The sequence below is a fragment of the Xanthomonas arboricola pv. guizotiae genome (assembly GCF_002940205.1).
Lineage (GTDB): Bacteria > Pseudomonadota > Gammaproteobacteria > Xanthomonadales > Xanthomonadaceae > Xanthomonas > Xanthomonas arboricola_C.
The window spans coordinates 38,218-63,348 of the sequence record NZ_MDSK01000021.1 but is presented as its reverse complement, the minus strand read 5'-3'; the positions used below and the strand labels follow the sequence as shown (position 1 = coordinate 63,348).

The following is a 25,131-nucleotide window of genomic DNA, read 5'->3' as shown; positions in this document are numbered from 1 at the left end:
CGGCAAGGACAATCGGCACCCGATGCCGGTTGCCCTTGCTGTTACGAAACGCGCTGCGCTCTGTGGGCAACCAATCCGGAAAGAACGAGGAAAGCCAGCGCTCTTAAGCTCTTACGATTCCCCAATCCCGACTCCCCAATCCCGGCGCGTCAGCGCCTCACATCAAACCGCGCATCCCCCACGCAGGCCTGGACATCGGCCACCGACAGCGGATTGAAATCGCCCGGAATCGAGTGCTTCAGGCAGCCGGCCGCCAGGCCGAAGCGCACCGTGTCGTCCAGCGACCAGCCTTCGATCAGGCCGTGCAGCACGCCGGCGGCGAAGGCGTCGCCGCCACCGATGCGGTCGATGATCGGGCTCAGTTCCTCGCTGGGCGCGCGCGCCACCGCACCACTGCGCGGCACCAGCATCGCGCCCAGGCTGTGGTGGTCCACGTTGTGCGCCACGCGCTGCGTGCAGGCCATCAGCTGCAGCTGCGGGAATGCGGCAAAGGCCTGCTGCGCGGCCGCTTCCACGCGCGCTTCCAGCGTGTCCTGCGGGAACTCGCCGCCCAGCACCACGCCGATGTCGCGGTAGTCGGCAAACACCACATCCGCACAGGCGAACAGCTGGTGCAGGATGCCGCGCGCATCGCCCTGCCAGCGCTGCCACAACTTCGGCCGGTAATTGCCGTCGAACGACACCTTGACCCCGGCCGCCCGCGCGGCACGTGCCGCCGCCAGCGTGGCCTGCGCAACCTCCGCGCCCAGGGCCGGGCTCACCCCGGACAGGTGCAGCCACTGCACCCCGTCCAGCAGGGCCGGCCAGTCGTAGGCATCGGCCGGGGCCAGCGCAAACGCCGAATCGGCGCGGTCGTAGACCACCTCGCTGGGGCGATGGATCGCGCCGGTGGTCAGGAAGTACAGCCCCATGCGTCCATCCACCCGCCGCACATGCCGGGTGTCCACGTCATGGCGGCGCAACTCGCCCAGCACCGCCGCGCCCAGCGGGTTGTCGGCCACCGTGCTGACCATGGCCACCGCGTGGCCGAAATGCGCCAGCGACACGCCGACATTGGCCTCGGCCCCGCCGCAATGCACGTCCAGCCGCAGTTGCTGCAGCAGCAGCTCGTGACCAGGCGCCCCCAGGCGCAGCAACAACTCTCCATAACACAGGATGCGGGCTCGACTCATGCGGCAGTACCTCGGCTGTGTGGTGCGTCACGGTGCGGGGGGACCGCTGCGCGTCAGGATGACCATCGGTGTCATTCTAGCCGACGCCAAACGCGCCCGGCGAGGCCCATGATGCGACGCGCAGTGATCGCTTGCACCCCTTTAAGGCAAATTGGCTGAGGTTTTCTGCTGCGCTGCAAGATGTTACGGGAGGATTCAGCTGGTAACGTCGTTTTGACCAGCGGTGTCATTGCCGCTCACAACCAGACTTTCATGTTGTTCATGGACCCTTGGGAGGGGAGGACATGCAATTTCGGACCACCAGCCGGAAGACACCGGTTACCTTGCTGGCGTTGTCGATCGGCCTTGCGCTGAGCGGCCACCTGGCAGCACAAGAAACCACCCAAGCGCCCGCAGAACCGGCCGTCGACCTGGACACCGTCACGGTGACCGGCTATCGCGCCTCGGTGGAAAAGGCCCTGGACATCAAGCGCGGCGAAGCCGGCGTGGTCGATGCCATTGTCGCCGAGGACATCGGCAAGTTCCCCGACCTCAACCTTGCCGAATCGCTGCAGCGCATCCCCGGCGTGGTGATCACCCGTGACGCCGGCGAAGGCCGCGCCATCACGGTGCGTGGCCTGGGCCCGGAGTTCACCCGCGTGCGCATCAACGGCATGGAAGCGCTCACCACCGTCGGCGCCGGCGACCAGAGCGGCGGCACCAACCGCGGCCGCGGCTTCGACTTCAACGTGTTCGCCTCGGACCTGTTCTCGCAGCTGATCGCGCGCAAGACCGCCTCGGCCGATGTGGAAGAAGGCTCGCTCGGCGCCACCGTCGACCTGCGCACCGCGCGTCCGTTCGACTACGAGGGCTTCACCTTCGCTGCGAATGGCCAGGCCGGATACAACGCCATGGCCGAAAAAGCCAATCCGCGTATCGCCGCACTGATTTCCAATACCTGGGCCGATAACACGTTCGGCGCGCTTTTCTCGGCGGCATACACCGAGCGAGAAGTGCTTGAAGAGGGTTCCAACACCGGCCGTTGGGCCAATGGGCCCAGCAACGGTGGTTTCAGTGCGGCCTCGCCGTTTGCCGCCGCGCGTTCGGCTGACGTGTACCACCCGCGATTCCCGCGCTATATCCAGCTGGAACACAAGCAAGAGCGTTTGGGTCTCACTGGTTCCTTGCAGTGGAAGCCATCCGATCGCACCACGGTGTCGCTGGACATGCTGTACTCCAAGATCGATGCCAAGCGCGACGAGCACTATATCGAAGCGATCTCCTTCAGCCGCGGCCGCGACAGCGGCATCCCGCGCCGTGCCGATCGCGACGGCAAGCCCGTCACCATCGTGCGCAACGGCGAGATCCGCAACAACGCGCTGGTCTATGGCGAGTTCGACAACGTCGACATCCGCTCGGAGAACCGCCACGACGAGTGGAATACCGAGTTCAAGCAGATCAGCTTCGACGTGGAGCATCGCTTCAACGATGCCTTCAGCGTCAATGCCCGGGTCGGCACCTCGCGCTCTGCGCACGAGAACCCGGTGCAGACCACCATCATCATGGACAAGTACGACGTCGACGGGTACAGCTACGACTATCGCGGCAACAGCCGCGCGCCGGTGCTGAACTACGGCATCGACCCGACCAATCCCGCCGGATGGGAACTGGCCGAGCTTCGCCTGCGTCCGCAGACGGTGGACAACGATTTCGATACGGCACAGATCGACTTCAACTGGAACATCAGTCCCGGGTTCCGCCTCAAGGGCGGCGCGCTGGCCAAGGATTACACCTTTGATACGGTGGAACTGCGTCGCGCAAGTGAAGTGGCGGTACCGACCTTCGCTGACGGCACACGCATCGTGCCGGTGGGCCTGACCGAACAGGCTGGTCTGAAGGGCATCAACGGCAGCCCTGGTGCATGGGTCGTCCCGAATCTGGATGCGGTGGCTGATCTTTTTGGCATCTACAGCAACAGCGGTACGTTTGCCGTGGCCCCGCGTGTCAACAACACGCGTAGCGTCGAAGAAAAAGATCGCGGCGTGTGGTTGATGGGCGAGTTTTCCACCGACCTGGGTTCCATCCCGCTGTCAGGCAACTTCGGCGTTCGCTATGTCCGGACCGAGCAGGAGTCCAATGGGTCACCTGTCATCAATGGCGTACCAACGCAGGTGACCGTCAGCCGCAAGTACAACAACACGCTGCCCTCGTTCAACCTGGTCGCCGAGCTGTCCCCTGACCTGTTGCTGCGTCTGGGTGCGGCCAAGGTCATGAGCCGTCCCGGCCTGGGCAGCCTCACTCCTGGCGTGACCGTGGCGGTGGCTGGCGGCGCGCGCACCGTGGCGGGTGGTAATCCGGACCTGGATCCGATCGAGGCCACCAATGTGGACCTGGGCCTGGAGTGGTACTTCAACGAAGGCGCCATGCTCGGTGTCGGCCTGTTCTACAAGGACATCGAAGGCTTCGTCCAGACGGCGCGGGAAGTGCGTCCGTATTCCACCAGCGGCCTGCCTGCCGAGTTGCTGGCCGGTACGGGCGCCAGTGTCAACGACGACTTCACTTTCAGCATCCCGCTCAACACCCCGGGAGGCGAGTTGAAGGGTGTCGAAGCCAACTACGTGCAGCCGTTTACCTTCCTGCCGGGCAAGTGGGCCAACCTGGGCGTGCAGCTCAACTACACCTGGGTCGATTCGCAGATTCAGTACCTGGGTAGCAACGGCGCGCCGGTGATGAAGAACGATCTGCTCGGGCTATCGCGTACGTCGTGGAACGCGACGCTGTTCTACGAAGGCGAGTCGTTTGCCGGCCGCGTGTCCGCCACCAACCGCGACGACTATCTCACCGCAGCGCCGGGCCAGGAGCAGGGATTCAACCTGGATGGCGTGCACGGTATGACTGGTACCACCATCCTCGACGCCTCGCTGCGCTACAAGATCAGCAAGCAGCTGGAGCTGAGCCTGGAAGGCATCAACCTCACCAACGAAGCCTCCGACGAGTGGGTATCGTCGCCGCGCACCGGCCAGCTGCCGCTGCAATACACCGAAACCGGCCGCCAGTACATGCTGGGCCTACGCTACAAGTATTGACCGTTTTCCGCCCGCTGCGCGCACGCGCAGCGGGCCTCATTTCAACGCCCGATCGCACTGCAGCCTGCGCCCGATATCCGTGAGCGCATGCAACGCGATGGGCGTACTTCAAGCAGCTGACACCGCATCGCGCGGCACATGAAAGTCGCGCAGCACGGTGGCCGGTTTGTCTATCGAGTCGACGCCGGTGGCCCGTGGGGAGGCTGAGCGCGTCATTGCAGCCAGTGCCATTGGAGTGAGTGCATCATGCAAGCCCGTTTGCGTCGTCCCGCCGCCGAGGCAGGCGTCAGCCTGTCCGCCGCACGTTTGTCGGTGGCCATCGTCCTGGCCTTGCACGGTGTGAGCGCTGCCGCGCAAACCGTCGTCCCGCCGGCCACGCCCACCGATGCGGTCGACCTGGACCGCGTGCAGGTCAAGGCCACCTACCGCGAAAGCCTGCAGCAATCGCTCGATGCCAAGCGCTACAGCGTGGAGCAGGTGGACGCGATCTATGCCGAAGACATCGGCAAGTTTCCCGATCTGAATCTGGCCGAATCGATGCAGCGCATCGCCGGTGTTTCCATCGACCGCGAAGGCGGCGAGGGCAAGCAGATTTCGGTGCGCGGCCTGGGGTCGGACTTCACCCGCGTGCGCATCAACGGGCTGGAAGCATTGGCCACCGCCGGCAGCGGCAGCGACGGCGTCAACCGCAGCCGCGGTTTCGACTTCAATACCTTTGCCTCGGAACTGTTCAGCCGCGTCACCATCAGCAAGACCCAGTCCGCGCAGATGGACGAAGGCTCGCTCGGCGCAACAGTCGATCTGCGTGGCTCGCGCCCGTTCGATTTCGACGGCTTCGAAGCGGCGACCTCCACGCAATACGGCTACAACGATCTCTCGCGCGAAAAAGACCCGCGGTTTTCCGGGCTGATCAGCAACATCTGGGCCGACGGCCGCGTCGGCGCGCTGATGTCGGTGTCCTACAGCGAGCGCCACCTGCGCGAAGAAGGCTACAACCCGGTGCGCTGGGAGCACGGCAACTACCGCAACTCCAACCAGAGCACCGCCACCAACAACGGCACCTACGGCTTCTGTTCGCCGGTGGGCTACAACCCGCAAACCCCGCGCAACCCGCTGGCCAACGAAACCCCTGCCGGGGTCGGCTCGCAGGCCAACCAGGACCGCAACAACGGCTGGGGCAGCTACGGCATCAGCGCCACCACTTGCGGCGCCGGCATCGCGCGTCCGGCCAATACGCCGGACAACATCCAGGCCTACGAAACCGCCACCAATGCCTGGATTCCGCGCTACCCGCGCTATATCCGCACCGATCACGAGATCAAACGGCTGGGCGTCACCGGCGCGCTGCAATTCAAGGTCAGCGACGACACCCTGCTGAACTTCGACATGCTGTATTCCAAGCTGGACAAGGACCAACGCGAAGACTCGGTCGGCGCCAACCTGCACCGCACCGCCAACTTCGGCGGCAAGACCCAGATCGCGGTGCGCGAGGCGCGGGTGGACGACCAGAACCGCCTCACCTACGGCGTGTTCGACAACGTCGACTTCCGCACCGAATCCAGCAACATCGAAGAATCCACCGAGTTCAAGCAATTCAGCCTGGACCTGCAGCACCGCTTCAACGACCAGGTGCGCGTCAATGCACTGGTCGGCCACTCGACCTCGGACTACGAACGCCCCGAGTTTTCGATGGTGAGTTTCGACAACACCAATCTCGATGGTTTCGTGCTCGATCGGCGCAACGGCGGCGATTACCCCAGCATGAGTTTCCCGTTCGATGCGGGCAACCCCAACAACTGGCAGTGGCTGGGCTACGGCGCAGTGCCGGTCAACAGCAACGGCACCGCGCGCGGCAGCAACATCAGCGAGGTGCGGCTCAACCCGCAGTCGGTGGGCAATACCTTCGACACCGCCAAGGTGGATCTGGAATTCAATATCAGCCCCACCTTCACCTTCCGCACCGGGCTGGCCTACAAGAACTACGACATGGACACGTCGGAGTCGCGCAACATCTCCTACGGGCGATTGGCGCAGGCCTTGCCGGCCGGCGTGGGCGTAGGTGATCTGAGCACCAACCTGGACGGCTTCGGCCGCAGCTTGAACGGCAGCTTCCCCACCACCTGGGCGATTCCGGATTTCCAGAAGGTCGCCGACCTGCTCAACATCAATTGCGACTGCGACACCGGCGTGCCCGGCGGCGACTACCGCCTGGCCGATGTCGGCCACTTCGGTTCGTCCAACAACAATTTCGCCGTCAACGAAAAGAGCCTGGGCACCTACCTGCAGCTGGACTTCAACACCGACCTGTGGGGGCGCGCGCTGCGTGGCAACCTGGGCGTGCGCTATGTGCAGACGCAGATCGCCGCCAGCGGCTACGCGCCATGCACGGCCACCGCGGCTGGCGCGATTTCGCCCAACTGCGAATCGTTCTTCGGCGTGGCCAGCGCCACTGCGGCGGCCGGCGAGCGACTGCTGGTGCCCACCACCGTCAACCACAATTACCGCGATGTGCTGCCGTCGTTGAACCTGTCCTGGGATGTCAGCGACGAGGTGGTGCTGCGCTTCGGTGCGGCCAAGACCATGGCGCGCCCCACGCTGGCGTATCTGTCGCCCAGCGTCAGTGGCGGCCCTACGCAATTCTTCGATGACGGGAGGTTTTTCTCGATCAACCTGGGCAACCCCAAGCTCGACCCGTTCCGCTCCACCAACTACGACCTCAGCGCCGAATGGTATTTCCGCGAAGGCTCGCTGCTGTCGGCAGCGGTGTTCTACAAGGACATCGACAGCTACGTGCAGCGCACCCGCGTGCTCAGCACCTGGGAAGCGATGGGCTACTCGCTGGACCTGCTCCCCGCAGGCTTCACGCCGGACACCATCTTCAACGTGCAGAGCTACTTCAACACGCCCGGCGGCCCGCTCAAGGGTTTCGAGCTGACCTACCAGCAGGCCTTCGATTTCCTGCCTGGGTTCTGGCGCAACTTCGGCGTGCAGCTCAACTACACCCAGGTCGATTCCAAGATCAATTACCTGTTCAGTACCGCAGGCAACAGCAATACCAGCATCACCACCACCGCCACCGAGCGCGACCTGCTCAATCTCTCGCCGCAGTCCTACAACGCCACCGTCTATTACGACGACGGCCGCTTCAGTGCGCGCGTGTCCACCAGTTACCGCGATGGCTACATCAACAACATCCTCGCCCAGGAAGACGTCTACGACCTGGATGGCAAGCGCCTGGTCACGGCCGACGTGACCGGCAAATACAGCGTTGAAAACGTCGATTTCAACATGTCCTACAAGCTCAACGACCAGCTGTCGCTGACCTTCGAGGCCATCAACCTGTTCGACACCCCCGACCGCCGCTACGTCGATTCCACGCTGGAACTGCCCGACAAGTACACCGTCACCGGGCGCCAGTACTACATCGGCGCGCGCTACAAGTTCTGACCAGGAGAGCGACATGCAACCGCATCGCAGAACCGTCTTACGTCAGTTGGCCGCCACCGCGTTGGTAGCCGTGGCAGGCCTGTGCAGCAACGCCGCCATCGCCGCCGACCCGGTCTACACCGTGGTCAAGCAGGGCAGTGCCAGCTACCGCACCGTGCAGGCCGCCATCGACGCCGCTGTGCAAGGTGGCAAACGCGCGCAGATCAAAGTGGGCGCGGGTGTGTTTCAGGAGCTGATCGTGGTGCCCGCCAATGCCCCCGCATTGAAGGTGACCGGCGCCGGCGCCACCCAGACCGTCATCACCTACGACAACTACGCCTCACGCATCGATCCGGCCGCCGGCACCGAGTACGGCACCTCCGGCTCGGCCAGCGTCATCATCGCCGGCAACGACTTCACTGCCGAGCAGCTGAGCTTCGGCAACCACGCCGGCCCGGTCGGGCAGGCGGTGGCGGTGCGCGTGGATGGCGATCGCGCCGCGTTCCGCAACGTGCGCTTTCTCGGCTACCAGGACACGCTGTACCTGCGCGGCGCCAAGCTCTCGTATTTTCTCGATTGCTATGTCGAAGGCACGGTGGATTTCGTGTTCGGCGCCGGCACCGCCTTGTTCGAGAACGTGCAGCTGCACTCGCTGGGCGACGGCTATCTCACTGCCGCCTCCACCCCGCAGGAGGCCGCACACGGTTTCGTGTTCCGCAATGCACGCGTCACCGCTGCCAGCGGCGTGACGCGCGTGTTGCTGGGCCGCCCATGGCGCCCGTATGCCAGCGTCAGCTTCATCGGCAGCCAGCTCGGCGCGCACATCGTGCCCGAGGGCTGGAACAACTGGGGCAACACCGCAAACGAGGCCACCGCCCGCTACAGCGAGTACCAGAGCAGCGGCGCCGGCGCCAACCCGTCGCGCCGCGTTGCGTGGTCGCGTCAGCTCAGCGCCGCGCCGCGCAAGCCGCCGAGCTGGACCGCACCACCATCCTCGGCAACTGGAAGCCATTCTGATGCGCACGCTCACCACATTCGCACTCACCACCGCCCTGTTGCTGGCGCCATTGTCCGCACTGGCCGACAAGATCGCCGACAACATGCTGCTGCTGCAGACCGCGTCGGGCGGTTGGTCCAAGCAGTACAAGGGCGTCGCCGTCGACTACAACCGCACCTTGACCGCTGCGGAAATCGCCGAGCTGCAGCAACCCGGGCGCAAGGACGACGCCACCATCGACAACAAGGCCACCACCTACGAAATCGGCTATCTCTCCACCCTCTACAAGACCGAGAAGAACGCCAGGTACGTGGCTGCCGCCAAGCGCGGCGTGGAGTATCTGCTCACCGCGCAATACGCCAACGGCGGCTGGCCGCAGTTCTACCCGGACCTGTCGTCCTACCATCACCAGATCACCTACAACGACGATGCGATGGTGCGCGTGCTCAACCTGCTGCAGGACATCAGCAAGGGCAAGAACGACACCGGCGCGCTGCTGCGTGCCAGCCACGGTGCACGCGCCCGCCAGGCGGTGACCAAGGGGCTGGAATGCGTGCTCGCTACCCAGGTCAGGATCGGCGGCACGCTCACCATCTGGGGCGCGCAGTACGACGAGGTCACGCTCAAGCCGGCCAAGGCGCGCGCGTATGAGCTGGCCTCGCTGGCCTCCGGCGAGTCGGTGAGCATCGTGCGCTTTTTGACGCGCCAGCCCAGCCAGTCCGCGCAGATCAAGACATCGGTCGAGGCCGCTGCACGCTGGTTCGACGCCCACCGCATGCGCGACCTGGCCACCAAGAAGGTCGACGACCCCACCCAGGAAACCGGCCAGGACGTGATCCTCGTCGCGCAACCGGGTGCCTCACTATGGGCGCGCTTCTACGACCTGCAGAATCAACGCCCGCTCTATGCCAATCGCGACGGTGTGGCCTTGACCGAGTACATGCAGGTGCCCAACGAACGCCGCGTCGGCTACGCCTGGCACGGCACCTGGCCGGACAAGCTGTTGAAGGACGACATTCCCAAGTGGCGTGCCGCCAACGGTCTGTAACAGTGAGAGCAGCTAACAAAACGACTGCGCAGCCGCCAGACGGGCGCGGCCGGTGCTCGGAATCGGCATGTACCACTCGTACACTGCGGTTCCTGCGCGCCGTCCACACCCGCCGGACGGCTGCTCGCTACGTTTTGGTAGCCGCTCTAAATACCCGCCGCGCGGTCACCCCGGGCGGCGATGCTTTTCGAGGAGTAAGGCAGTGAGCGTGTTGAAGTGTTGGATGGGTGTGCTGTTGTTGATCGCGTTGCCTGTGAGCGTGGCCGCTGCCGATGCACCGGAGTTGTTGTTCCGCGTCTCGGCCGACCGCGGCCTGGATGCCGATGTTGCCCGCGGCGACGGCGTGCCCAACTTCCGCGACAAGATCGCGCTGGTGCCCACCGGCAAACGCGGCAACGCCATCGAATGGGCCGACGACGGCGTGCTGTCGTGGAATGCGCCCGGCAACCTCTACACCCAGCGCGGCACGCTCAGCTTCTTCTGGCGCGCACGCTACCCGGTCGGCGAAGCGCCGTTCGTGATCTTCCGCGTCGGCTACGCCGACCACACCAGCTGGGACATGGCCTGGCTGCGCATCGACTGGAACGGCCACGGCTTCGATGCCTTCGTCACCGACGCCAACCTCGCGCGCACCCGCGTCTCCTTCAAGCTCGACAAGAATCCGGCCGCCAGCGATTGGACCCACATTGCGTTTGCCTGGGATGAAACCCGCGGCGTGCGCCTGTATGTGGATGGCAAGGAAGCCGCACGCGTGGATTGCGGTGCGCCCTGCGCCAACGGTGGCGCGCTCGACTTCGACGCCGCACTCGACCAGTTCGGCCTGGCCGGCCGCGTGATGTCGCCGCACCAGGTGCAGAGCCGCTACAACTTCCTGCGCGGCAGCGACTTCGACGAGATCCGCATCTACGACCGCATGCTCGACGCCAGCGCCGCCGCCGCGCTGGCACGCCTGCAGGAGCCCACCACCGCTGAAGCACCCACCGGCAACGCGCAGCACGCCGCCTTCCTGCACCGTTACGGCTGGGACAACGGCCACGCACCGCCGCTGCTGGACGCACCCATCACCCGCATCCGCAAGGTGGAGTTCGCCGACGCGCGCGACCTCAAGCAATGGATGTGGAAGGCCACCGACGGCATCGCCGAAACCACCTGGCCCGGCGTCTACAACCGCTCTCGCCTGCCCGGGCGCGACGACTACTTCCAGCTACCCGACTGGAACACCTATGTCGAAGGCGGCAAGGCGCTGGACCTCACCCTGCCGGACGAGCCGGTCAACCGCATCGAACTGCGCGGCGCCGCCTACGGCCAGGCCACTTACGCCGCGCCCAACGCACAGGCGCAGCCGCTGTTCGCACGCAGCCAGGGCGTGGTGCGCAGCGTGGACCAGTTCGCCCAGCGCCGCGGCGGCACGCTGCGCTTTGCCAACACCGCGCAGGAAACCCCCATCCAGGAAATCTGGGCCTACAACGTGCAGCCGGGCGAGGTGCCCAAGGGCAGCGCGCAACTCAGCTACACCGTGCGCAGCGACATCCAGCCCGACTACGACAACCTCGCCCCCTTGCGCGATGTCATCGCCGGCCGCTACCCGCCAGGCGAGCACCAGACCGTCATCGCGCTGCCCACCAAGGCACCGGCGCGCAAGCGCCCCAGCGACAAGGCCGCAGCAAGCGCGCAGCAACCCATCGTGCACATCCTGGTGCCGTCCAGCCTGGGCGACCCGCCGCCGGACCAGGCGCTGATGCGCAGCTGGTCCTACGGCTGGGAGAACATGCACGACGGCCTGGACGGCATCGCCATCACCCTGCCGGCACTCAACCTGCCGGCCACCCACAACGGCAGCATCCCGCTCAACATCCGCATCAAGGACCCCATCTGGCCCGCGCGCGACATGATCGATGTCTCGGTCGCGGTCGCCCCCGGCCAGGCCCGTACGCTGTGGCTGGACCTGCGCGACAGAATCCTCAGCAACGACAGCCTGATGCTCAGCATCGCCGCCGCCGCGCCCGGCTTCAACGCCAACGCGCTCGACGGCACCCAGCTGCAGCTGGTATTCAAGCCGCGCGCCGAGGCCCTCACCGAGCACGTCGCCGACCGCTTCAACCAGGTGAAAGACAACTGGGGCTTTCTGGTGGAAGAACACACCACCTCCAAGCGCCAACTGCTCTACAAGCGCCTGGACGCGGACATCACCGACCTGCTGCGCGTCGACCCGGACCACGCCCTCGGCCGCCAGTACTGGAACGACATCAGCTACGCCAACCAGGGCGCGTTGCCTGTCGAGCTGCCCAGCGTGCCCAAGGGCGTGCCCGCCTGGGCGTTCTGGCAGCTGCAAGACCTCAGCGCCACCCGCCGCTACATCCGCTGGTGGATCGAGCAGCGCCAGGTGGCCTACGGCGATTTCGGCGGCGGCATCTCCGACGATTCGGACCTGGTGCAGCAGTGGCCCGGCGTCGCCCTGATGGGCGTGGACCCGGACATGCTCAACGCCTCCATGCTGGCTTTGTCCGATGCCAACTACCGCAACGGCATGTTCACCAACGGCCTGTCCACCATCGAAACCGACGAGCTGCACTCGTATGAGGAGGGCATCAACCTCAACAGTGCCCTGCTGTACCTCAACTGGGGCGACCCGCGCACCGTCGAGCGCCTGATGCAGACCGTCAAAGCCTTCGACACCATCATCCAGGTCAACCCGCAAGGTCACCTGCTGTTTGCCAGCAACTGGTTCGGCGGCCGCAAGGTCTACCGCGAGCCCAACTGGCAATGGCAAAAACCGTACTCCTTCCCCATCGTGCACCCGGCCATCCTGCTGGGCGGCTATAACGCCGACCCCAACAGCCGCCGCATCGTCACCGGCCTGGCCGACGGCTATCTGGCCCACGCCTACACCAACGCCAAGGGCAACTGGGCGCTGCCCAACGAGATCAACTGGCAAACCGGCAAAACCCGCGGCGGCGAACTGTTCGAAGGCAGCGGCGGCGCCGACACCTTGCATACCTTCTGGGCCGCCTACCGCTTCACCGGCGAGCAGCGCTATCTCAAGGCCATTAACTACCGCGTCGCCAATAGCGGTCCCAACGGCCTCTCCCTGCTCAACGAAAACTTCCTCGATGTCATGGGCAAGCGCAGCGACTGGAGCGGCAAGCTCATCGACGCCGCAAATAAAGACGACGGCAGCGCCCCGGACTTCCCGCACCACGTGGCCTGGGAGCAGACCGGCGATCTGGATTATCTCGCCGCCATTTACCGCAGCGAGGCGCGGGAGAAACTGCAGAACCTCTACATGAACACCGAAGGCCACTGGTGGAGCGACCGCGTGGAATCCCCCACGGTCAACCTGCAACGCGCACGCCTTGGCGGCGTGGCCCTCAAGCGCAACCAGACCTACCCCGGCCACACCGTCAGCTGGCGCTTCAATGACCCAGAGGCCGCCACCCAGGTCGCCATCGCCATCCCCGCACCCCAGCAAGACCGCTTTACCGTCATCGCCTACAACACGTCGAATAAAAACCAGCGCGCCAGCATGACCGGCTGGAACGTCGCCCCGGGCCAATGGCGCATCACCCAAGGCGTGAGCAAAGGCAATGACGGCAAGCTCGACAGCAACGCCAAGACGCAAGAGCTCGCTTTCGAAAAAAGCGCGGCCATCGACATCGACTTCCCCGCAGGCCGCACCACCGTCCTGCAGCTCGAACGCATTGCAGAAAGCAGCCCAGTCGAACTGCGCCCGGACCTGGGCATCGGCCACGGCGACGTGCGCGTGATTGCAGATGGGGTCGAAGTGACCGTGCACAGCCTTGGCCATGCCGATGCACCGGCGGGATTTGTGGTGTTGGAGGATGCGCGCGGGAATGAGCTGGCAAGAGCCGCGTTCCCGGCACTCGCGGCCCCACGCAATCTGCAACCGATCACCACGCAGGTGCGCCTGCCGCTAACCAACGCCGCAAGCGCAAAAGCCGCGCAACTACGCGTCATCACCGATGGCAACACCGCAGAGATTACCGACCTCAACAATAAACTGCCGCTACCAAGCCCAACCAAAGCGCCAACGACAAAAAACAGCCCATAACCAAACCCACCAATCCCTTCTCCCGCACGCGGGAGAAGGTGCCCGCAGGGCGGATGAGGGCAAAGCCGACAAAGCCAACGATCACTCCCGCAAGCGCATTGACGCAACCCAAAAACTCGGCGAGGATCGAGGCACGCAGTAATTAATGAAGCCGCAAAGCCACACATTTCTTCAGGGGGAAGAAACAATGTTGAGCAAGGCATGGAGCATCGTGGCACTGTCTGTGGCCGCACTGGGATTGTTTACCGCATCCGCGCAAGCGCGCGTCAGGGCCGCCGGTTCGCACCACACCACCAGTCACGGCGGTCACTACAGCGCAGGCCACGGCGCCTCGCACAAGGGTGGCAGCTACCGCAGCACAAGTACCAACAACCACTATCGGCGTCACAAGTCCTAGCAGGCCTCAAGCCAACGCCACTCGGAAGTGCAGCGTAATGCCAGAACTAGGACGCAAAGAATGCGCTATCAAAAACTCCTGAAGCTGCTCGCCGGTCTTGCCGGTGTCATGCTCGCAGCGACAGGCGCATTGCTGGTGGCGCTGGTTGCAGCAGGCCAGGTACGTGAAGGACAGGCGGGCGCATTGATCAGCGGCATTGGATTTCTGGTGATGGCCGCTCCTGCGCTAGCAATGCCGTTTTCCTTACGCGCTGCCAAGCGATTGCTGATGCTGACACTGTGCTGCCTTGCCGCACTCGCGATCTGGCTTTGCTTCTGGCCGAAGGAGGGCGTTACGCCGACGCTACACCTGCGAGCCGCTGTACTTGCGTTTCCGTTGCTCTTGATGTTCCGGTTGCTTCTAGCTCGCCGCAGCAAGATGACGAAGCTTAGTACTGACAATTGATTCAAACAGCAGCCCCGATGTGGTCCCACTTAATTCAAGCGATAGGAAAATCGATGGATATGATTCGCGTAGCCTCGTCAGCCATCAGCGCTATTGGCTACGACCCGGCTGGTATGCGTATGAAAATTCAATTCGTGCAGGGTCACACATACGACTTCTGCGGTGTGCCCTCGCACGTTTTTCAGGGGCTTCGCGATGCGGGCTCAAAAGGCCGTTACTACAACGATCATATCCGTGACCACTATCAGTGCTAGCCGCTTGACTTTAAGACGTATCACATTAATTAATTCAAGCGGAATTTGCTTCGCGGATCGGTTTGATTCAGCCATAAATCAACGTGCCAAATTTACAGGGGCAATCCATGTACTTAACAAATGACGTCTTTGGCGTTCGCAGTAAGCTCATCGCGTCCTATATTGAGCGCGAGAAAGTTGACGAGCTTTTTACTGATGCGCTCCGACATGGGAACGAGCTCATTGTCTATGGGTCTTCAAAACAGGGGAAGACCTCCCTCTTGCTAAAAAACCTTAGAGAAGATCAATACGTCAAGGTCGAATGCTCTCCTCAAACGCAACCGATAGATATATATAAGTCAATTCTGCGCCAGCTTGATATTTCTTTTATTGAGAGTGAAACCGCCTCAAGTTCGTCAGAACAAGGCGCAAAAGTAGGTGCTGGTTTTAAGATCAAAATTCCGATGATCGGTGAAACAGGAATAAATGCTGAGACTGCCGATAAGTCTACAGCCGCTACAACTCAGGTTTCGCGATATATCGAATACAACTTAGCTCTTGCTCAGGACGTTGCGGAGATCGTGTTATCGAATAAGATACGTAAATATCTCGTCCTCGAAAATTTTCACTATTTGCCGACCGAAGTTCAAGAGTCGCTCGCATTTGATTTAAGAGCTTTTCAGGACCATGGTATTATTTTTATAATTCTCGGGATCTGGCGAGAAGCCAATAGGCTTGTTCAGTTCAATGGCGACCTGCTTGATCGTATTACAGAAATTCCAGTAGAACCATGGGATCCTGAGGACTTCAAGCGTGTTATACGGAAGGGTGCGTCACTTCTGAATGTTGATTTTTCTTCTGTTGAGGACGATTTAATAACTGCCGCATTTGATAGCATTGGCGTGGTTCAAGAATTATGTAAGCACGCTTGTCTTGCAGCTGGCGTTTTTTCAACCGCAAAGGATCGAGTGTCTATCACGCCTGCACACTTGTCGGAATCAATAAAGCGTAAAGCCAACGAGTATGGCGTTCGTCATATCCGCAATTTCGAATCTTTCTCAGATGTAATTAGAAAAACGAGTAACCAAAGTGGAAAGCCGTCATTGGCCTTCCCATATTACTTTATCAATGTTTTGCTGATAGCGGATTTTGACGCCTTGGAGCACGGGCTCTCCCGTGGCACTTTGTTAGAAGAAATAAGAAAGATTCATCATCGTCCAGAAGACGTTCGCTCTGCCGACTTGGGGGCATTTCTTCATAATTTGACGCAACATCAAATCAACAAAAAAATTCAGCCGCCATTTGTTGATTATGATCGGGGTGGTAAAATAATGAAGATAATTGATTCTTCACTATATTTCTTCTTAAAACATTGCGATCGGCAGCAAATTTTGGATGATTTGCCGGATCCTCTTCAAATTTCGGATTCCGATGGCAATAATGAGTAAAGGTGTAGTCATAAATGATGGCATAATTTCTTCTTAGACTAGAATGCGAGCAGTTTCATTATCGATTTAACTGGCTTGTCTCTCATGACGCTCAGAGGCTTAGACCGATATGAAGGTCAAGAACGACCTGGAAAAATTCCAAGAACTTTTGATCGATTGGATTTCGTCCGTGGTCAAGCCTGACGATGCATCGAATCCGGCCGCACATAACGCAGAAGAGCTGTTGCTTATCGACGCCGTCTTTCGCCGCTTCACCGAGCTAACTGATGCAATCGATCGCCTAGACCTTTGTCTGTCATTCATCAAAAGCCGCGCGCCTCGCAGGAGAGACCTGAAGCTATACGACTATCTTATGTACCACCTCACGTTCTACATTCAAGAGGTTTACATCTTGAACGAGCGGATGGATTCATACGCTAAGACCATACTTCGCCTGCGACAGAAACGAGGCCTGCCCACGGCAAAAGACCGATATGAAAAACTGCAAAAGAACGTTCGACTGCATCTGTCGCAAATTGTCTCTGAGCGTGGCAGTCACGTTCATGACCGCGCATTTAACGACGAGCGGATGCGTGAGTTATCCACCTTTTCTTTCTTAGCAGTCCACGCGACCAACAATCGCGAGTGGGTCAAGATGGCCGAAGACCTTTATCGGGCGTCTAAGGAAACCTGGATCGAACAGCTGACAATCAATCGCGATGCGATTTCCGTTTTAATGAATCAGTATTGCAAGGCGCTGCATTCGGATGTGGCGGCGTTGCTGCCTAAAATTTCATCCAAGCCGAAACCTATTCGCAGTTCGGCTTAACCCAATTGGTAGTCCCTAACATGTCTACATCTTCCTTCCTCTATAGAATCACAAGCTTCAGACACGTTGTCGACTTGTTCGATACGAAGGAACTTTATCTAGCATCTCCGGCGTCGTGGGATGACCCATACGAAAGAATCCTCAAACATCAGCGTTCAGATCGTTTCTTTGCTCAGTGCTGGTGCAAGAAGTCTGTGTCAGATGCCATGTGGCGGATTTACTCACAGGATCGCACAGGAATCCGTATACGCACTACAAAGCAGAAGTTATTTAAGTCCTTGCGGTCCTTCAAAGAAATAAGAGAGATTGGTTGGCTGGTCAAAGACGTTCGATACGCCTCCGCAAAAAAAATTAACAAAGAGATATCTAAAATTGCTGACGAATTGCGTGTGAATTACACAGCGCGGCGGGCGGCTGATGCGCTTCTAATTAAGCGCGACGCATTCGATCACGAATCTGAAGTAAGAATTGTGGTGGACGACAGGCGTGCCGATAATACACTAGTTTTAGACTCTCTTCGCGTGCCGGTAGACCCCCATGACCTTATAGAGAATGTTTTCTTTGATCCACGAGTTGACCCTACCTTCGAGAGAGTTTGTACTCATTTTCTCAAGACTAAGCTCAAATATCGCGGAAATATCGGCCGGTCATCACTTTACAAAGACCGTGACAGCTTGGTGGTCGAGTAAATGTGCAATAGTTGAGAAATAATGGGGTCAGGTTTACTTAAAAAGTCCACCTGCCCGCTCTCCTGGTTGTTACATAAAAACTAGCGCATGCGCAAGCAAGTAAGAGGTCTTTCAATCTATCGAAGCACAATCGAACGACTGCCACGGTTTCGTCTGCTTAGTGAAGAACGGGTCAGATTCACTTAGGAATCAGCGCCGTTCCTTGTTGATCAAGAGCTGCTAGCCTTTGATGATGACAAGTGCGGGCACGTCATCGCCTCAAAGCGACGGAACGGGGCCGCGCTGTTGTTGCTCCTGTGAGCGCTGCTGTTCGATCGCCATTTCTTGCGTGCGCTCATGCGCTAAGGAACCTCTGAACAACTCTTGGCGTTGCGAGCGAACTTGGGATTTCGCTTGATCACGACAATCTCCGTTGCTGAAAATCAATCACTTACGCGTGATGGCTCCAACCTCAGGCGTCGATCAGAAGTCTATCGAGGAGTTGTTCAGAGCTTCCCTAAGCGCTGGTTGACAGATTCCAGTTGCGTAAAGCTCTCTTGAACAGGCCGCTGCGCGGCGTCGGCCGTTGGCATATGGGCGCGCAGCATGGCCGGATCCTTTGGATCGCCTTGCACTACAAACAAGGTCTGCGCAGTGGGCGAGTCTTTGGTCTTTTCGCTGAGCAGCACGTGATCCACCCGGGTTAGGGAAGCTCTGAACAACTCCTCGATAGACTTCTGATCGACGCCTGAGGTTGGAGCCATCACGCGTAAGTGATTGATTTTCAGCAACGGAGATTGTCGTGATCAAGCGAAATCCCAAGTTCGCTCGCAACGCCAAGAGTTGTTCAGAGGTTCCTTAGCCCATTGTCTTTGGCTAGCGTCAGCAGACTGGCTGTCATTCGTTCACTGGTGGCGTCAAACGTGCGGCCGTTGGCGGCGTCTAGCTGCTCCACTTTGCTTCGGATCTGCTGATGCATGGCATGGTCCGGGTGCCCCGCTTCTGCAGGGGTCAATGTGCGGCTTGGCTCATTCGGTGTCGCAAGATTGGGAGAGCTAACGCCGCGTGCGCCAGTGTCCTTGAGCTGGACCATGCCATAGCCGTCCTTGCCAAGGTCAACGACGTTGAAGGTCTTCGCAGACCCGAGGTCCAGCCCGTTGCGCTCCAGCTGTCTTGGGTCCAGGCCCAAGGATTTGAGATCGATGCGGACTTCCGGAGGCTGGCGGTCATGCGCCAGATGCGCGTAGTTTTGCGCGATGTGACTGATCGGATTGACACCGTAGTAGTTCCGGTAATCGGAGTCGCTATGAGGGCCCAGCGTGCCGCGACTGTCGTAGAAGCACTCTTCCACCGACTTTGTCAGCGCATCATTACGTGAGAACGGGCGCGTGGTGAGCTCTTGATATGTCAATCCGTTGGCAAACTGCGGTGGAGCAACGTCTCTTTCCACACAACGCGTAGTCGAGCGCTGGAGCAGTCGAAGCTCGACCATTTTATCAGGCATGCCAGGGTTCTGATGCTTGATGCGGTCATGAAGTGCACGCATGCCTGAAATCTCTGAGAGCGCCTCATCCTCCCGGGTGCTATCCAGATAGACGCGTGTTGGCCCGGTAAGGTCGACCTGACCCTCGCGATTCTCGTGCGCCTCCTGCATCCGGTTGCCCATTGTCTTTGCGAACTCCGCCAGCGCTTGAGTCCGGTGCTCTGCCAGCACACCATGCATCGTTTCATGCCCAAGTACTTCAGTGATGTAGTCAATACGCTGCGCGCCCGTGAATTCGCTGAACGCTGCTGCGCTGATGTTGAGCGTGCCGGCGCTGCCATTCTTGCCATCTTGGAAATGACCGCCGTTGTTCTGGCCATGCGAGACCGCGATCGATCCGATATGCCCCTTCTCTATCGCATTACCAAGCAAACTCGATAGGTAGGGAGATTCCGATAGCGCTTGACGAATACTGGACTCGGCCTCTTTTGGAAGGCGCGGATCGTTTGCCATCTGTGCCAGCAGGGGCTCAATTCTTGGGTCGACACGTATCATGCGTTGCCCCCATCAATCTGCATGCCGTAGGCGCATTCGCGCGAACCACTGTCCTGACTGGTTCGGTAGATCAGCAACGCGACGGAGAAGCCTTGTTTTCCATTGTTGAGCGAGCGCCAGTGCTGACGCAGCCATCCTCCCTGGAAAGGCCTTTGCCCACCACGCTTGTAGCCCATCTCCTCCAGTTTTTGTGACAGGGTTGTTGCATCCCAAACGCAACGCGAGGTAGGCGTACGCGTTGGGTCGATACGTTCTGGTAGACCGACGGCGACTTCCATACTCGAGAAGATTTTTTCTGCGGGTACATGGGTTGCGTAAAAAGTGTACCCGTCACTCAGGGGAATATTCTTCATGATGTAAAAAGGATGCACAGAGTCTGAGGTCCCGCCGAACTTTGCGTCCAGTGCGGCCTCAAGGCGTATGTAATTCATGTCGGCCGGTGACTTGAATCCATCGACAAACCTAAGCAACCTAGCCTCTAGCTCTTGAGAGCTAATGCTGGGCATGTTTCGCTCCGAGCGATCGCCCGCAATCGTATCCTGGACAATGGCTGGTGCTGGTGCTGGTGCTGACGCAGATGACGTAGCGGAATCCGTTTTAGGATCGGCGCACGCGCCCTGAAGTCCAGCCGCAAGGAGCAGCAACAATAGGGGAAAAAATCTTCTTCCTGTTCTGGTCTGTTCGGTATTAACAAGCTCTACTCTTCGAGGGCCCCATTTCATGGCTTGCCTCCATCGATCTTCATGCTGTAAACGCACTCTTGGCGACTGCCTTGGTCATTGGTTCGATAAAGAAGCAATGAGACCGAAAGAATCTGATTTCCGCCGTTGATCGCGCGCCAATGCTGGCGTAGCCATCCACCCTGAAACGGCCGCTGGCCGCCGCGCGTGTATCCCATCCCTTCGAGCGCTTTGGAGAGTGCTTCTGCTTGCCAGATGCAGGTGGACGTAGGCACGCGCGTGGGGTCGCTATGGTCAGGTGGAGTCACTGCAACCTCTATTCGCGAGAATCCATCGTTTGTTGGGCGATGCGTCGCGTAGAGCTCATAGCCATCGGCCAGAGAAACCTCCTTTACTTCACGCCACGGGTATGCCGGATCAGACGGTGGTCCAAGTTTGATGCCAAGTGCTGACTCCATCTGGGGATAGTCCAGATCCGCTGGCACTGTCAGTCCATCAATGAAGCGCAGCAGCCGGCGCTGCAATTCTTGCAGAGTGGTGTTCGCAGAGACGAGGACGGCGCCGTTGTCGGTACCTCTGCTTTTCTCTTGAGGCGGCGGCGTCACTGTCGCAGCAGATGGCGTGCCTGCATCCCGCTTTGCTTCATGGGGCGTGCGAGCACATGCACTTGGCAGCGCTAGTGAAAGCAGCAACAAGGGAAGCAGGTTTCGGAAGCTAATTTTTATCATTGGAATCCTACTCACGCGACATCGCGCTGCTGGCCAATTCTCATTCGCGCCGTTCGTGTCATGCACTATCGCGCCCGAATCTGAGTGGCGCGATAGTGATGGATAGCGAGGGAACGTAAAGCTATTTGCGGGAGGGTGGGGATGCGCTTGGAGTAGCAATCTCTCTAGGTTCAATCCAACTCTGACCCTGCTGCTTCAAACGTTGACGCAAGGATCTTCCATCAACGCTTTCCAGATTGCCAGCATCAGCCAGTTGACATGTCACGCAGCGCGTAGCAGTCTTTTGGCCACGGAGCGTAGAAACTCCTAAGACAGCGGTACCCACCTCCGAAATCCCGGTGGGTTTTTTGTGCCTGCAGCTTCCTGCTGGCGCAGCCGACGCGTTGCCTGCGTCGGGAGGGCGGCTAATACAACACCCTTCGGGGAAATACGCCCGCCGTCTGTCTTCGGTTTCTAACCTCCCGACATCCCGTCGCCACCCGGCGGCGGGGCCTGTTCGTCAAGGAGGGCTTTGCCATGCGTCGACCCACGTCCAGTCCCAAGCCAGCGCGCAAGCGCGCCACCGTGCCACCACCCACCGAAATCGGCTGGCACTCGCTCGATCCCTCGATCCCGCCGCGGCCCTACCTCGAGCGCACCCCCATCCCCGAGCCCCGCCCCGATCCCAACAAGCCGCGCCGCCCAGGCCACCCGCGTGCCCCGCAACACTGCACCGTCGGCTACGGCTACTACCCCGACAGCCACCAACGCATCCCCACACTGCGCCTACGCGGCCGCTGGCTGGAACAACTCGGCTTCACCATCGGCAGCAAACTCAACATAAGCATGCGCAACGGCGAGTTGGTCGTCACCGTAGCACCTGCAAAGTGACCAACCCGCCGCGCCCCGCGCCGCGCAACGGACCTGCAGTTGGAGAACTCGCTTGGTGAATGACACCCTGGCTGGCACTTTCGCCAGATACCCGCGCTTCGGCAGCACATGGATGCCGCTGCCGGTCGAACGCGCGACCAATACCTGCACCACCCGGCATCGACGCAGCGCCTCAGACACCACCGCCATACGCACGGCGTACGTCGCACGTACCCGCGTCGCGCCGGGCCAGGCACGTGCAAGGTCGATCAGGGTCAGCCGACCTCCGTGCAACAGCGCTTCAACCGCGCGCAACAAGGCGCGTTGGCGTAATGCATGCATCCCGGAGAGTGAGTTGGACAGGCACTTCTGCAATACTTCGCTGGCGCGCATGGTCAGCACTCTTCTCTGGCTTAGTCACCTTGAAGCGTGCCCCATGCGCGCACCTTCTTCCACACCCTGGCGCACCAAGTGCTTCATCTCGCCGGAAAAAATGTGGGGAAACCTCAGGGTCAGATTTACCTAGCCACTATGTCGGTGCTGTTAAGCCCGCTCAGCGACCTTATAGCGGACACGACCATGCAGGACAAGCGTTTGCCATCGCTTGGTCCTGCGGAAGGATGTGTCGGATCAGAACCCGGTGGACCCAGAAACCTGGGCCCACGGTGTCTGGGTCAGAACTCCTGCCAGCCTGCGCCGTCCGTTGCGCCGGTGACGGACTCGAGTTTGCGGGCTGCCCTGTGCGGGACAACCTTTGCAGGTGTCTTCAGGGGCGCTGCCGTTTTCCTGCTTCCGGACTTGGCAATGGCTGATGTGCCAGCAGCTGCGCCGACCGGAACAGCTTTCTGTCCGTCGATCTTGAAAACCGCCACCGCCTCGGTCAGCTGCGTGGCTTGCTCTTCCATCGCACGGGCCGCCGCCGTCGCTTCCTCGACCAGGGCTGCGTTCTGCTGCGTCGTTTCGTCCATCTGCGTGACCGTGATGTTGACCTGCTCGATGCCTGCCGACTGTTCCTGGGAGGCTGCGGAGATCTCACCCATGATGTCGGTCACGCGCTGCACGCTGGAGACGATCTCGGCCATCGTGGTGCCTGCCGTATGCACCAGCGTCGAGCCTTCGGCGACGCGTTCGACCGAGTCGTCGATCAGGGTCTTGATCTCCTTGGCCGCGGCAGTGGAGCGCTGGGCCAGCGTGCGCACTTCCGAGGCAACCACGGCAAATCCGCGGCCCTGGTCCCCTGCGCGTGCTGCTTCCACTGCCGCATTCAACGCCAGGATGTTGGTCTGAAAAGAGATGCCGTCGATGACGCTGATGATGTCCGCAATCTTCTTGGACGATGCTTCAATCCCGGCCATGGTCCCCACGACCTTGCTCACGATCTCGCCGCCTTGGGACGCCACGCCTGCCGCGCCGATCGCCAGCTGGTTGGCTTGACGCGCATGTTCGGCGTTCCGGCGCACGGTGGAGGTCAGTTCTTCCATCGACGCGGCGGTTTCTTCCAGGTTGGCCGCCTGTTGTTCGGTGCGCTGCGACAGATCCTGGTTGCCGGCGGCAATCTCGCTGGCCGCCGAGTTGATCGACACCGCCGACTGCTGGATGCGGCCAACGATCTCGGCAAGCTGCGCGGCAGTGGTGTTGGCGTCATCGCGCATTTGCGCGAACACACCGTTAAACTCGCCGGTCATGCGTGCGGTCAGGTCTCCTGCGGCGATGAGCTGCAGCAGCGAAGACAGCGAATGCAGGTTGGTGTCGGCGGTGGCCATCAGCTGATTCAAGCTCTCCACCATGACGCGGAAATCGTATTGGAAACGTTCGGCATCGCCGCGCACGCTAAAGTCCCCTGCTGCTGCAGCTGAGGCGAGGTGACTTATCTCCTGATTGATTGCTTTCAGATTGTGCTTGACCTGGTCCATCGTTTCGGTGAGCACAGCTTTTTCGCCAGGTAGCCGATCCATATCCTCAGAGAGATCACCAACCGCGTAACGTCCTGTAATCTTTGCCAAGCGCATCATGATTTCAATGTGCGAGTTGGTCAAGGCATTGGCGTCGCGCACCATATGGCCATACTCGCCTGGAAACGCTTCTTCATCCATGCGATAGCTGACCTCACCAGCATCGTGCTGGCGTGCCATCTCTAGCTGCGCCGCAATGACTCCCTGCAGACGGTCACGTATGCGATAGACCGCTTCGGCCAGTTGCACGGTTTCATCCTTACCCGTGACCTTGACATCGACATTGAGCACTCCGTTTGACAAGTGTTCGACAGCTGTCACTGCCGTTCGAATCGAACGAGAAATTGTATTGCCAAGTATCAGGGCAATGCTGATACCAGCCAAGGTAATCAGCCCTAGCGCGATTGCGGAGAGTGTCATTGCACGCGTGTTGGCTTCCTGCTGCTGCTGATAACGTAGCTTGGCTGAATTGCCGAGCTCCTCACGAAGTGTGGCAAGCCCAGCGAAGGTAGCATCGGCATTGTCTTTGACCTGAGTCCGATTGACTTCGGCGCCTCCCGGAATATCGCCCGCTTCGATCAACTCAACTTGGCGCTGCATCCCTGCTTGCATCAACGCATAGCTCGCCGTGATTGCTTGCAACTTAGCCGTATGTTCCTTTTCCTGGCTTAGCAAATATTTTAGCTCAACGATGCTGGCAGCCACTTGAGTGAATCGCTTTTCGTTCTCCTGTTTCCACTGTGCGATCAGTTCGGGCGTGCCGATAGCAATCATGCGCAGGATATTGATGTCGACCCGGGTCAGTTGACCGTCGATGCTGCTGGCAAGCGCAGAGCCTGTGAAGTCTCGATTGTAGAGCGTGCCAACATTGTTCTTGGAAGTGTGAAGGCTATTCAATAGAAATAGGCAGAGCGCGATGCTCGGAATCAGCGTTCCGAACAATGCCAGTAAGAATTTGCTCTTTATCGTGGTTAGCATGGCGGGGCCTTGTGCTGCGGGTGGGGTGGGGATAGCCGATGGGAACGGGAGATTAGGCAGCCTGAAGCTACCTTGGCAGTCGATTCGTTCAGTCAGGTAAATTTGCTTGGTGCGGGTTACTGTTTAGCGGC

Annotated in this window: 15 protein-coding genes, 1 other RNA gene and 4 pseudogenes; 13 read left to right on the top strand and 7 right to left on the bottom strand. The window is 60.2% G+C overall.

The window, feature by feature from the left end:
- Positions 1 to 149: 149 nt before the first annotated feature.
- Positions 150 to 1,172, bottom strand: coding sequence for a sugar kinase (locus XarbCFBP7408_RS13700; protein ID WP_104563421.1), 1,023 nt, complete (start codon positions 1,170 to 1,172; stop codon positions 150 to 152).
- Positions 1,173 to 1,456: 284 nt separating this feature from the next.
- Between XarbCFBP7408_RS13700 and XarbCFBP7408_RS13695 the strand changes: the two genes are divergently transcribed.
- From XarbCFBP7408_RS13695 to XarbCFBP7408_RS13645, 12 genes and pseudogenes are all read left to right on the top strand, one after another.
- Positions 1,457 to 4,237 carry a TonB-dependent receptor gene (locus XarbCFBP7408_RS13695; RefSeq protein ID WP_104563420.1) on the top strand — a complete coding sequence of 927 codons (2,781 nt, stop codon included), beginning with the start codon at positions 1,457 to 1,459 and terminating at the stop codon, positions 4,235 to 4,237.
- 246 nt (positions 4,238 to 4,483) lie between these two features.
- A complete protein-coding gene (locus XarbCFBP7408_RS13690) occupies positions 4,484 to 7,684 on the top strand; it encodes a TonB-dependent receptor (protein WP_104563419.1) in 3,201 nt (1,066 codons plus the stop codon).
- A 13-nt stretch (positions 7,685 to 7,697) separates the two neighbouring features.
- Positions 7,698 to 8,546, top strand: a pseudogene (locus tag XarbCFBP7408_RS13685) (pectinesterase family protein); the annotation flags it as partial.
- A gap of 133 nt (positions 8,547 to 8,679) precedes the next feature.
- Positions 8,680 to 9,708: a pectate lyase gene (gene pelA / locus XarbCFBP7408_RS13680; protein ID WP_104563418.1), complete on the top strand. Its 1,029-nt coding sequence runs from the start codon at positions 8,680 to 8,682 to the stop codon at positions 9,706 to 9,708.
- Positions 9,709 to 9,775: 67 nt separating this feature from the next.
- A non-coding RNA gene (locus XarbCFBP7408_RS13675) (sX9 sRNA) lies at positions 9,776 to 9,851 on the top strand.
- An 80-nt stretch (positions 9,852 to 9,931) separates the two neighbouring features.
- Positions 9,932 to 13,777 (top strand): LamG-like jellyroll fold domain-containing protein, encoded by a 3,846-nt coding sequence (locus XarbCFBP7408_RS13670; protein ID WP_181106938.1) that lies wholly within the window; start codon positions 9,932 to 9,934, stop codon positions 13,775 to 13,777.
- Positions 13,778 to 13,964: 187 nt separating this feature from the next.
- Positions 13,965 to 14,174, top strand: coding sequence for a hypothetical protein (locus tag XarbCFBP7408_RS13665; protein WP_181106940.1), 210 nt, complete (start codon positions 13,965 to 13,967; stop codon positions 14,172 to 14,174).
- A gap of 60 nt (positions 14,175 to 14,234) precedes the next feature.
- Complete coding sequence (locus XarbCFBP7408_RS13660; protein ID WP_104563416.1) at positions 14,235 to 14,618, top strand: hypothetical protein; 384 nt, start codon at positions 14,235 to 14,237, stop codon at positions 14,616 to 14,618.
- A 17-nt stretch (positions 14,619 to 14,635) separates the two neighbouring features.
- Complete coding sequence (locus XarbCFBP7408_RS13655) at positions 14,636 to 14,872, top strand: KTSC domain-containing protein (protein ID WP_219820275.1); 237 nt, start codon at positions 14,636 to 14,638, stop codon at positions 14,870 to 14,872.
- Between the two features lie 107 nt (positions 14,873 to 14,979).
- Entirely contained in the window at positions 14,980 to 16,299 is a 1,320-nt protein-coding gene (locus XarbCFBP7408_RS22400; protein WP_146093770.1) for a hypothetical protein, read from the top strand.
- Positions 16,300 to 16,408: 109 nt separating this feature from the next.
- Complete coding sequence (locus XarbCFBP7408_RS13650) at positions 16,409 to 17,107, top strand: hypothetical protein (RefSeq protein ID WP_104563414.1); 699 nt, start codon at positions 16,409 to 16,411, stop codon at positions 17,105 to 17,107.
- A gap of 74 nt (positions 17,108 to 17,181) precedes the next feature.
- On the top strand, positions 17,182 to 17,796 hold the full coding sequence (locus XarbCFBP7408_RS13645) for a DUF2971 domain-containing protein (protein WP_181123305.1): 615 nt from the start codon (positions 17,182 to 17,184) through the stop codon (positions 17,794 to 17,796).
- Positions 17,797 to 18,287: 491 nt separating this feature from the next.
- Here the strand turns inward: XarbCFBP7408_RS13645 and XarbCFBP7408_RS13640 are convergent.
- The 4 genes and pseudogenes from XarbCFBP7408_RS13640 to XarbCFBP7408_RS13625 all read right to left on the bottom strand — a co-directional run.
- Positions 18,288 to 18,482: pseudogene (locus XarbCFBP7408_RS13640) on the bottom strand (XVIPCD domain-containing protein); the annotation flags it as partial.
- A 155-nt stretch (positions 18,483 to 18,637) separates the two neighbouring features.
- A pseudogene (locus XarbCFBP7408_RS23385) lies at positions 18,638 to 19,813 on the bottom strand (XVIPCD domain-containing protein); the annotation flags it as partial.
- Complete coding sequence (locus XarbCFBP7408_RS23380) at positions 19,810 to 20,244, bottom strand: hypothetical protein (protein WP_308673549.1); 435 nt, start codon at positions 20,242 to 20,244, stop codon at positions 19,810 to 19,812. The pseudogene XarbCFBP7408_RS23385 and the gene XarbCFBP7408_RS23380, both read right to left, overlap by 4 nt.
- A gap of 287 nt (positions 20,245 to 20,531) precedes the next feature.
- Positions 20,532 to 21,221 (bottom strand): hypothetical protein, encoded by a 690-nt coding sequence (locus XarbCFBP7408_RS13625; RefSeq protein ID WP_104563411.1) that lies wholly within the window; start codon positions 21,219 to 21,221, stop codon positions 20,532 to 20,534.
- Between the two features lie 516 nt (positions 21,222 to 21,737).
- Between XarbCFBP7408_RS13625 and XarbCFBP7408_RS13620 the strand changes: the two genes are divergently transcribed.
- Complete coding sequence (locus tag XarbCFBP7408_RS13620; RefSeq protein ID WP_104563410.1) at positions 21,738 to 22,091, top strand: SymE family type I addiction module toxin; 354 nt, start codon at positions 21,738 to 21,740, stop codon at positions 22,089 to 22,091.
- Between the two features lie 204 nt (positions 22,092 to 22,295).
- Here XarbCFBP7408_RS13620 and XarbCFBP7408_RS13615 read toward each other — a convergent pair.
- Both XarbCFBP7408_RS13615 and XarbCFBP7408_RS13605 read right to left on the bottom strand, forming a co-directional pair.
- Positions 22,296 to 22,463 (bottom strand): annotated as a pseudogene (locus XarbCFBP7408_RS13615) (IS4 family transposase); the annotation flags it as partial.
- Positions 22,464 to 22,744: 281 nt separating this feature from the next.
- Complete coding sequence (locus XarbCFBP7408_RS13605) at positions 22,745 to 25,000, bottom strand: methyl-accepting chemotaxis protein (protein WP_104563409.1); 2,256 nt, start codon at positions 24,998 to 25,000, stop codon at positions 22,745 to 22,747.
- Positions 25,001 to 25,131 lie beyond the last annotated feature (131 nt).

Coding starts and splice junctions, on each gene's coding strand:
- XarbCFBP7408_RS13700 (WP_104563421.1), bottom strand. CDS start 1,172: ATGAGTCGAGCCCGCATCCTGTGTTATGGAGAGTTGTTGCTGCGCCTG.
- XarbCFBP7408_RS13695 (WP_104563420.1), top strand. CDS start 1,457: ATGCAATTTCGGACCACCAGCCGGAAGACACCGGTTACCTTGCTGGCG.
- XarbCFBP7408_RS13690 (WP_104563419.1), top strand. CDS start 4,484: ATGCAAGCCCGTTTGCGTCGTCCCGCCGCCGAGGCAGGCGTCAGCCTG.
- pelA (WP_104563418.1), top strand. CDS start 8,680: ATGCGCACGCTCACCACATTCGCACTCACCACCGCCCTGTTGCTGGCG.
- XarbCFBP7408_RS13670 (WP_181106938.1), top strand. CDS start 9,932: ATGGGTGTGCTGTTGTTGATCGCGTTGCCTGTGAGCGTGGCCGCTGCC.
- XarbCFBP7408_RS13665 (WP_181106940.1), top strand. CDS start 13,965: ATGTTGAGCAAGGCATGGAGCATCGTGGCACTGTCTGTGGCCGCACTG.
- XarbCFBP7408_RS13660 (WP_104563416.1), top strand. CDS start 14,235: ATGCGCTATCAAAAACTCCTGAAGCTGCTCGCCGGTCTTGCCGGTGTC.
- XarbCFBP7408_RS13655 (WP_219820275.1), top strand. CDS start 14,636: ATGTGGTCCCACTTAATTCAAGCGATAGGAAAATCGATGGATATGATT.
- XarbCFBP7408_RS22400 (WP_146093770.1), top strand. CDS start 14,980: ATGTACTTAACAAATGACGTCTTTGGCGTTCGCAGTAAGCTCATCGCG.
- XarbCFBP7408_RS13650 (WP_104563414.1), top strand. CDS start 16,409: ATGAAGGTCAAGAACGACCTGGAAAAATTCCAAGAACTTTTGATCGAT.
- XarbCFBP7408_RS23380 (WP_308673549.1), bottom strand. CDS start 20,244: ATGAATTACATACGCCTTGAGGCCGCACTGGACGCAAAGTTCGGCGGG.
- XarbCFBP7408_RS13625 (WP_104563411.1), bottom strand. CDS start 21,221: ATGATAAAAATTAGCTTCCGAAACCTGCTTCCCTTGTTGCTGCTTTCA.
- XarbCFBP7408_RS13620 (WP_104563410.1), top strand. CDS start 21,738: ATGCGTCGACCCACGTCCAGTCCCAAGCCAGCGCGCAAGCGCGCCACC.
- XarbCFBP7408_RS13605 (WP_104563409.1), bottom strand. CDS start 25,000: ATGCTAACCACGATAAAGAGCAAATTCTTACTGGCATTGTTCGGAACG.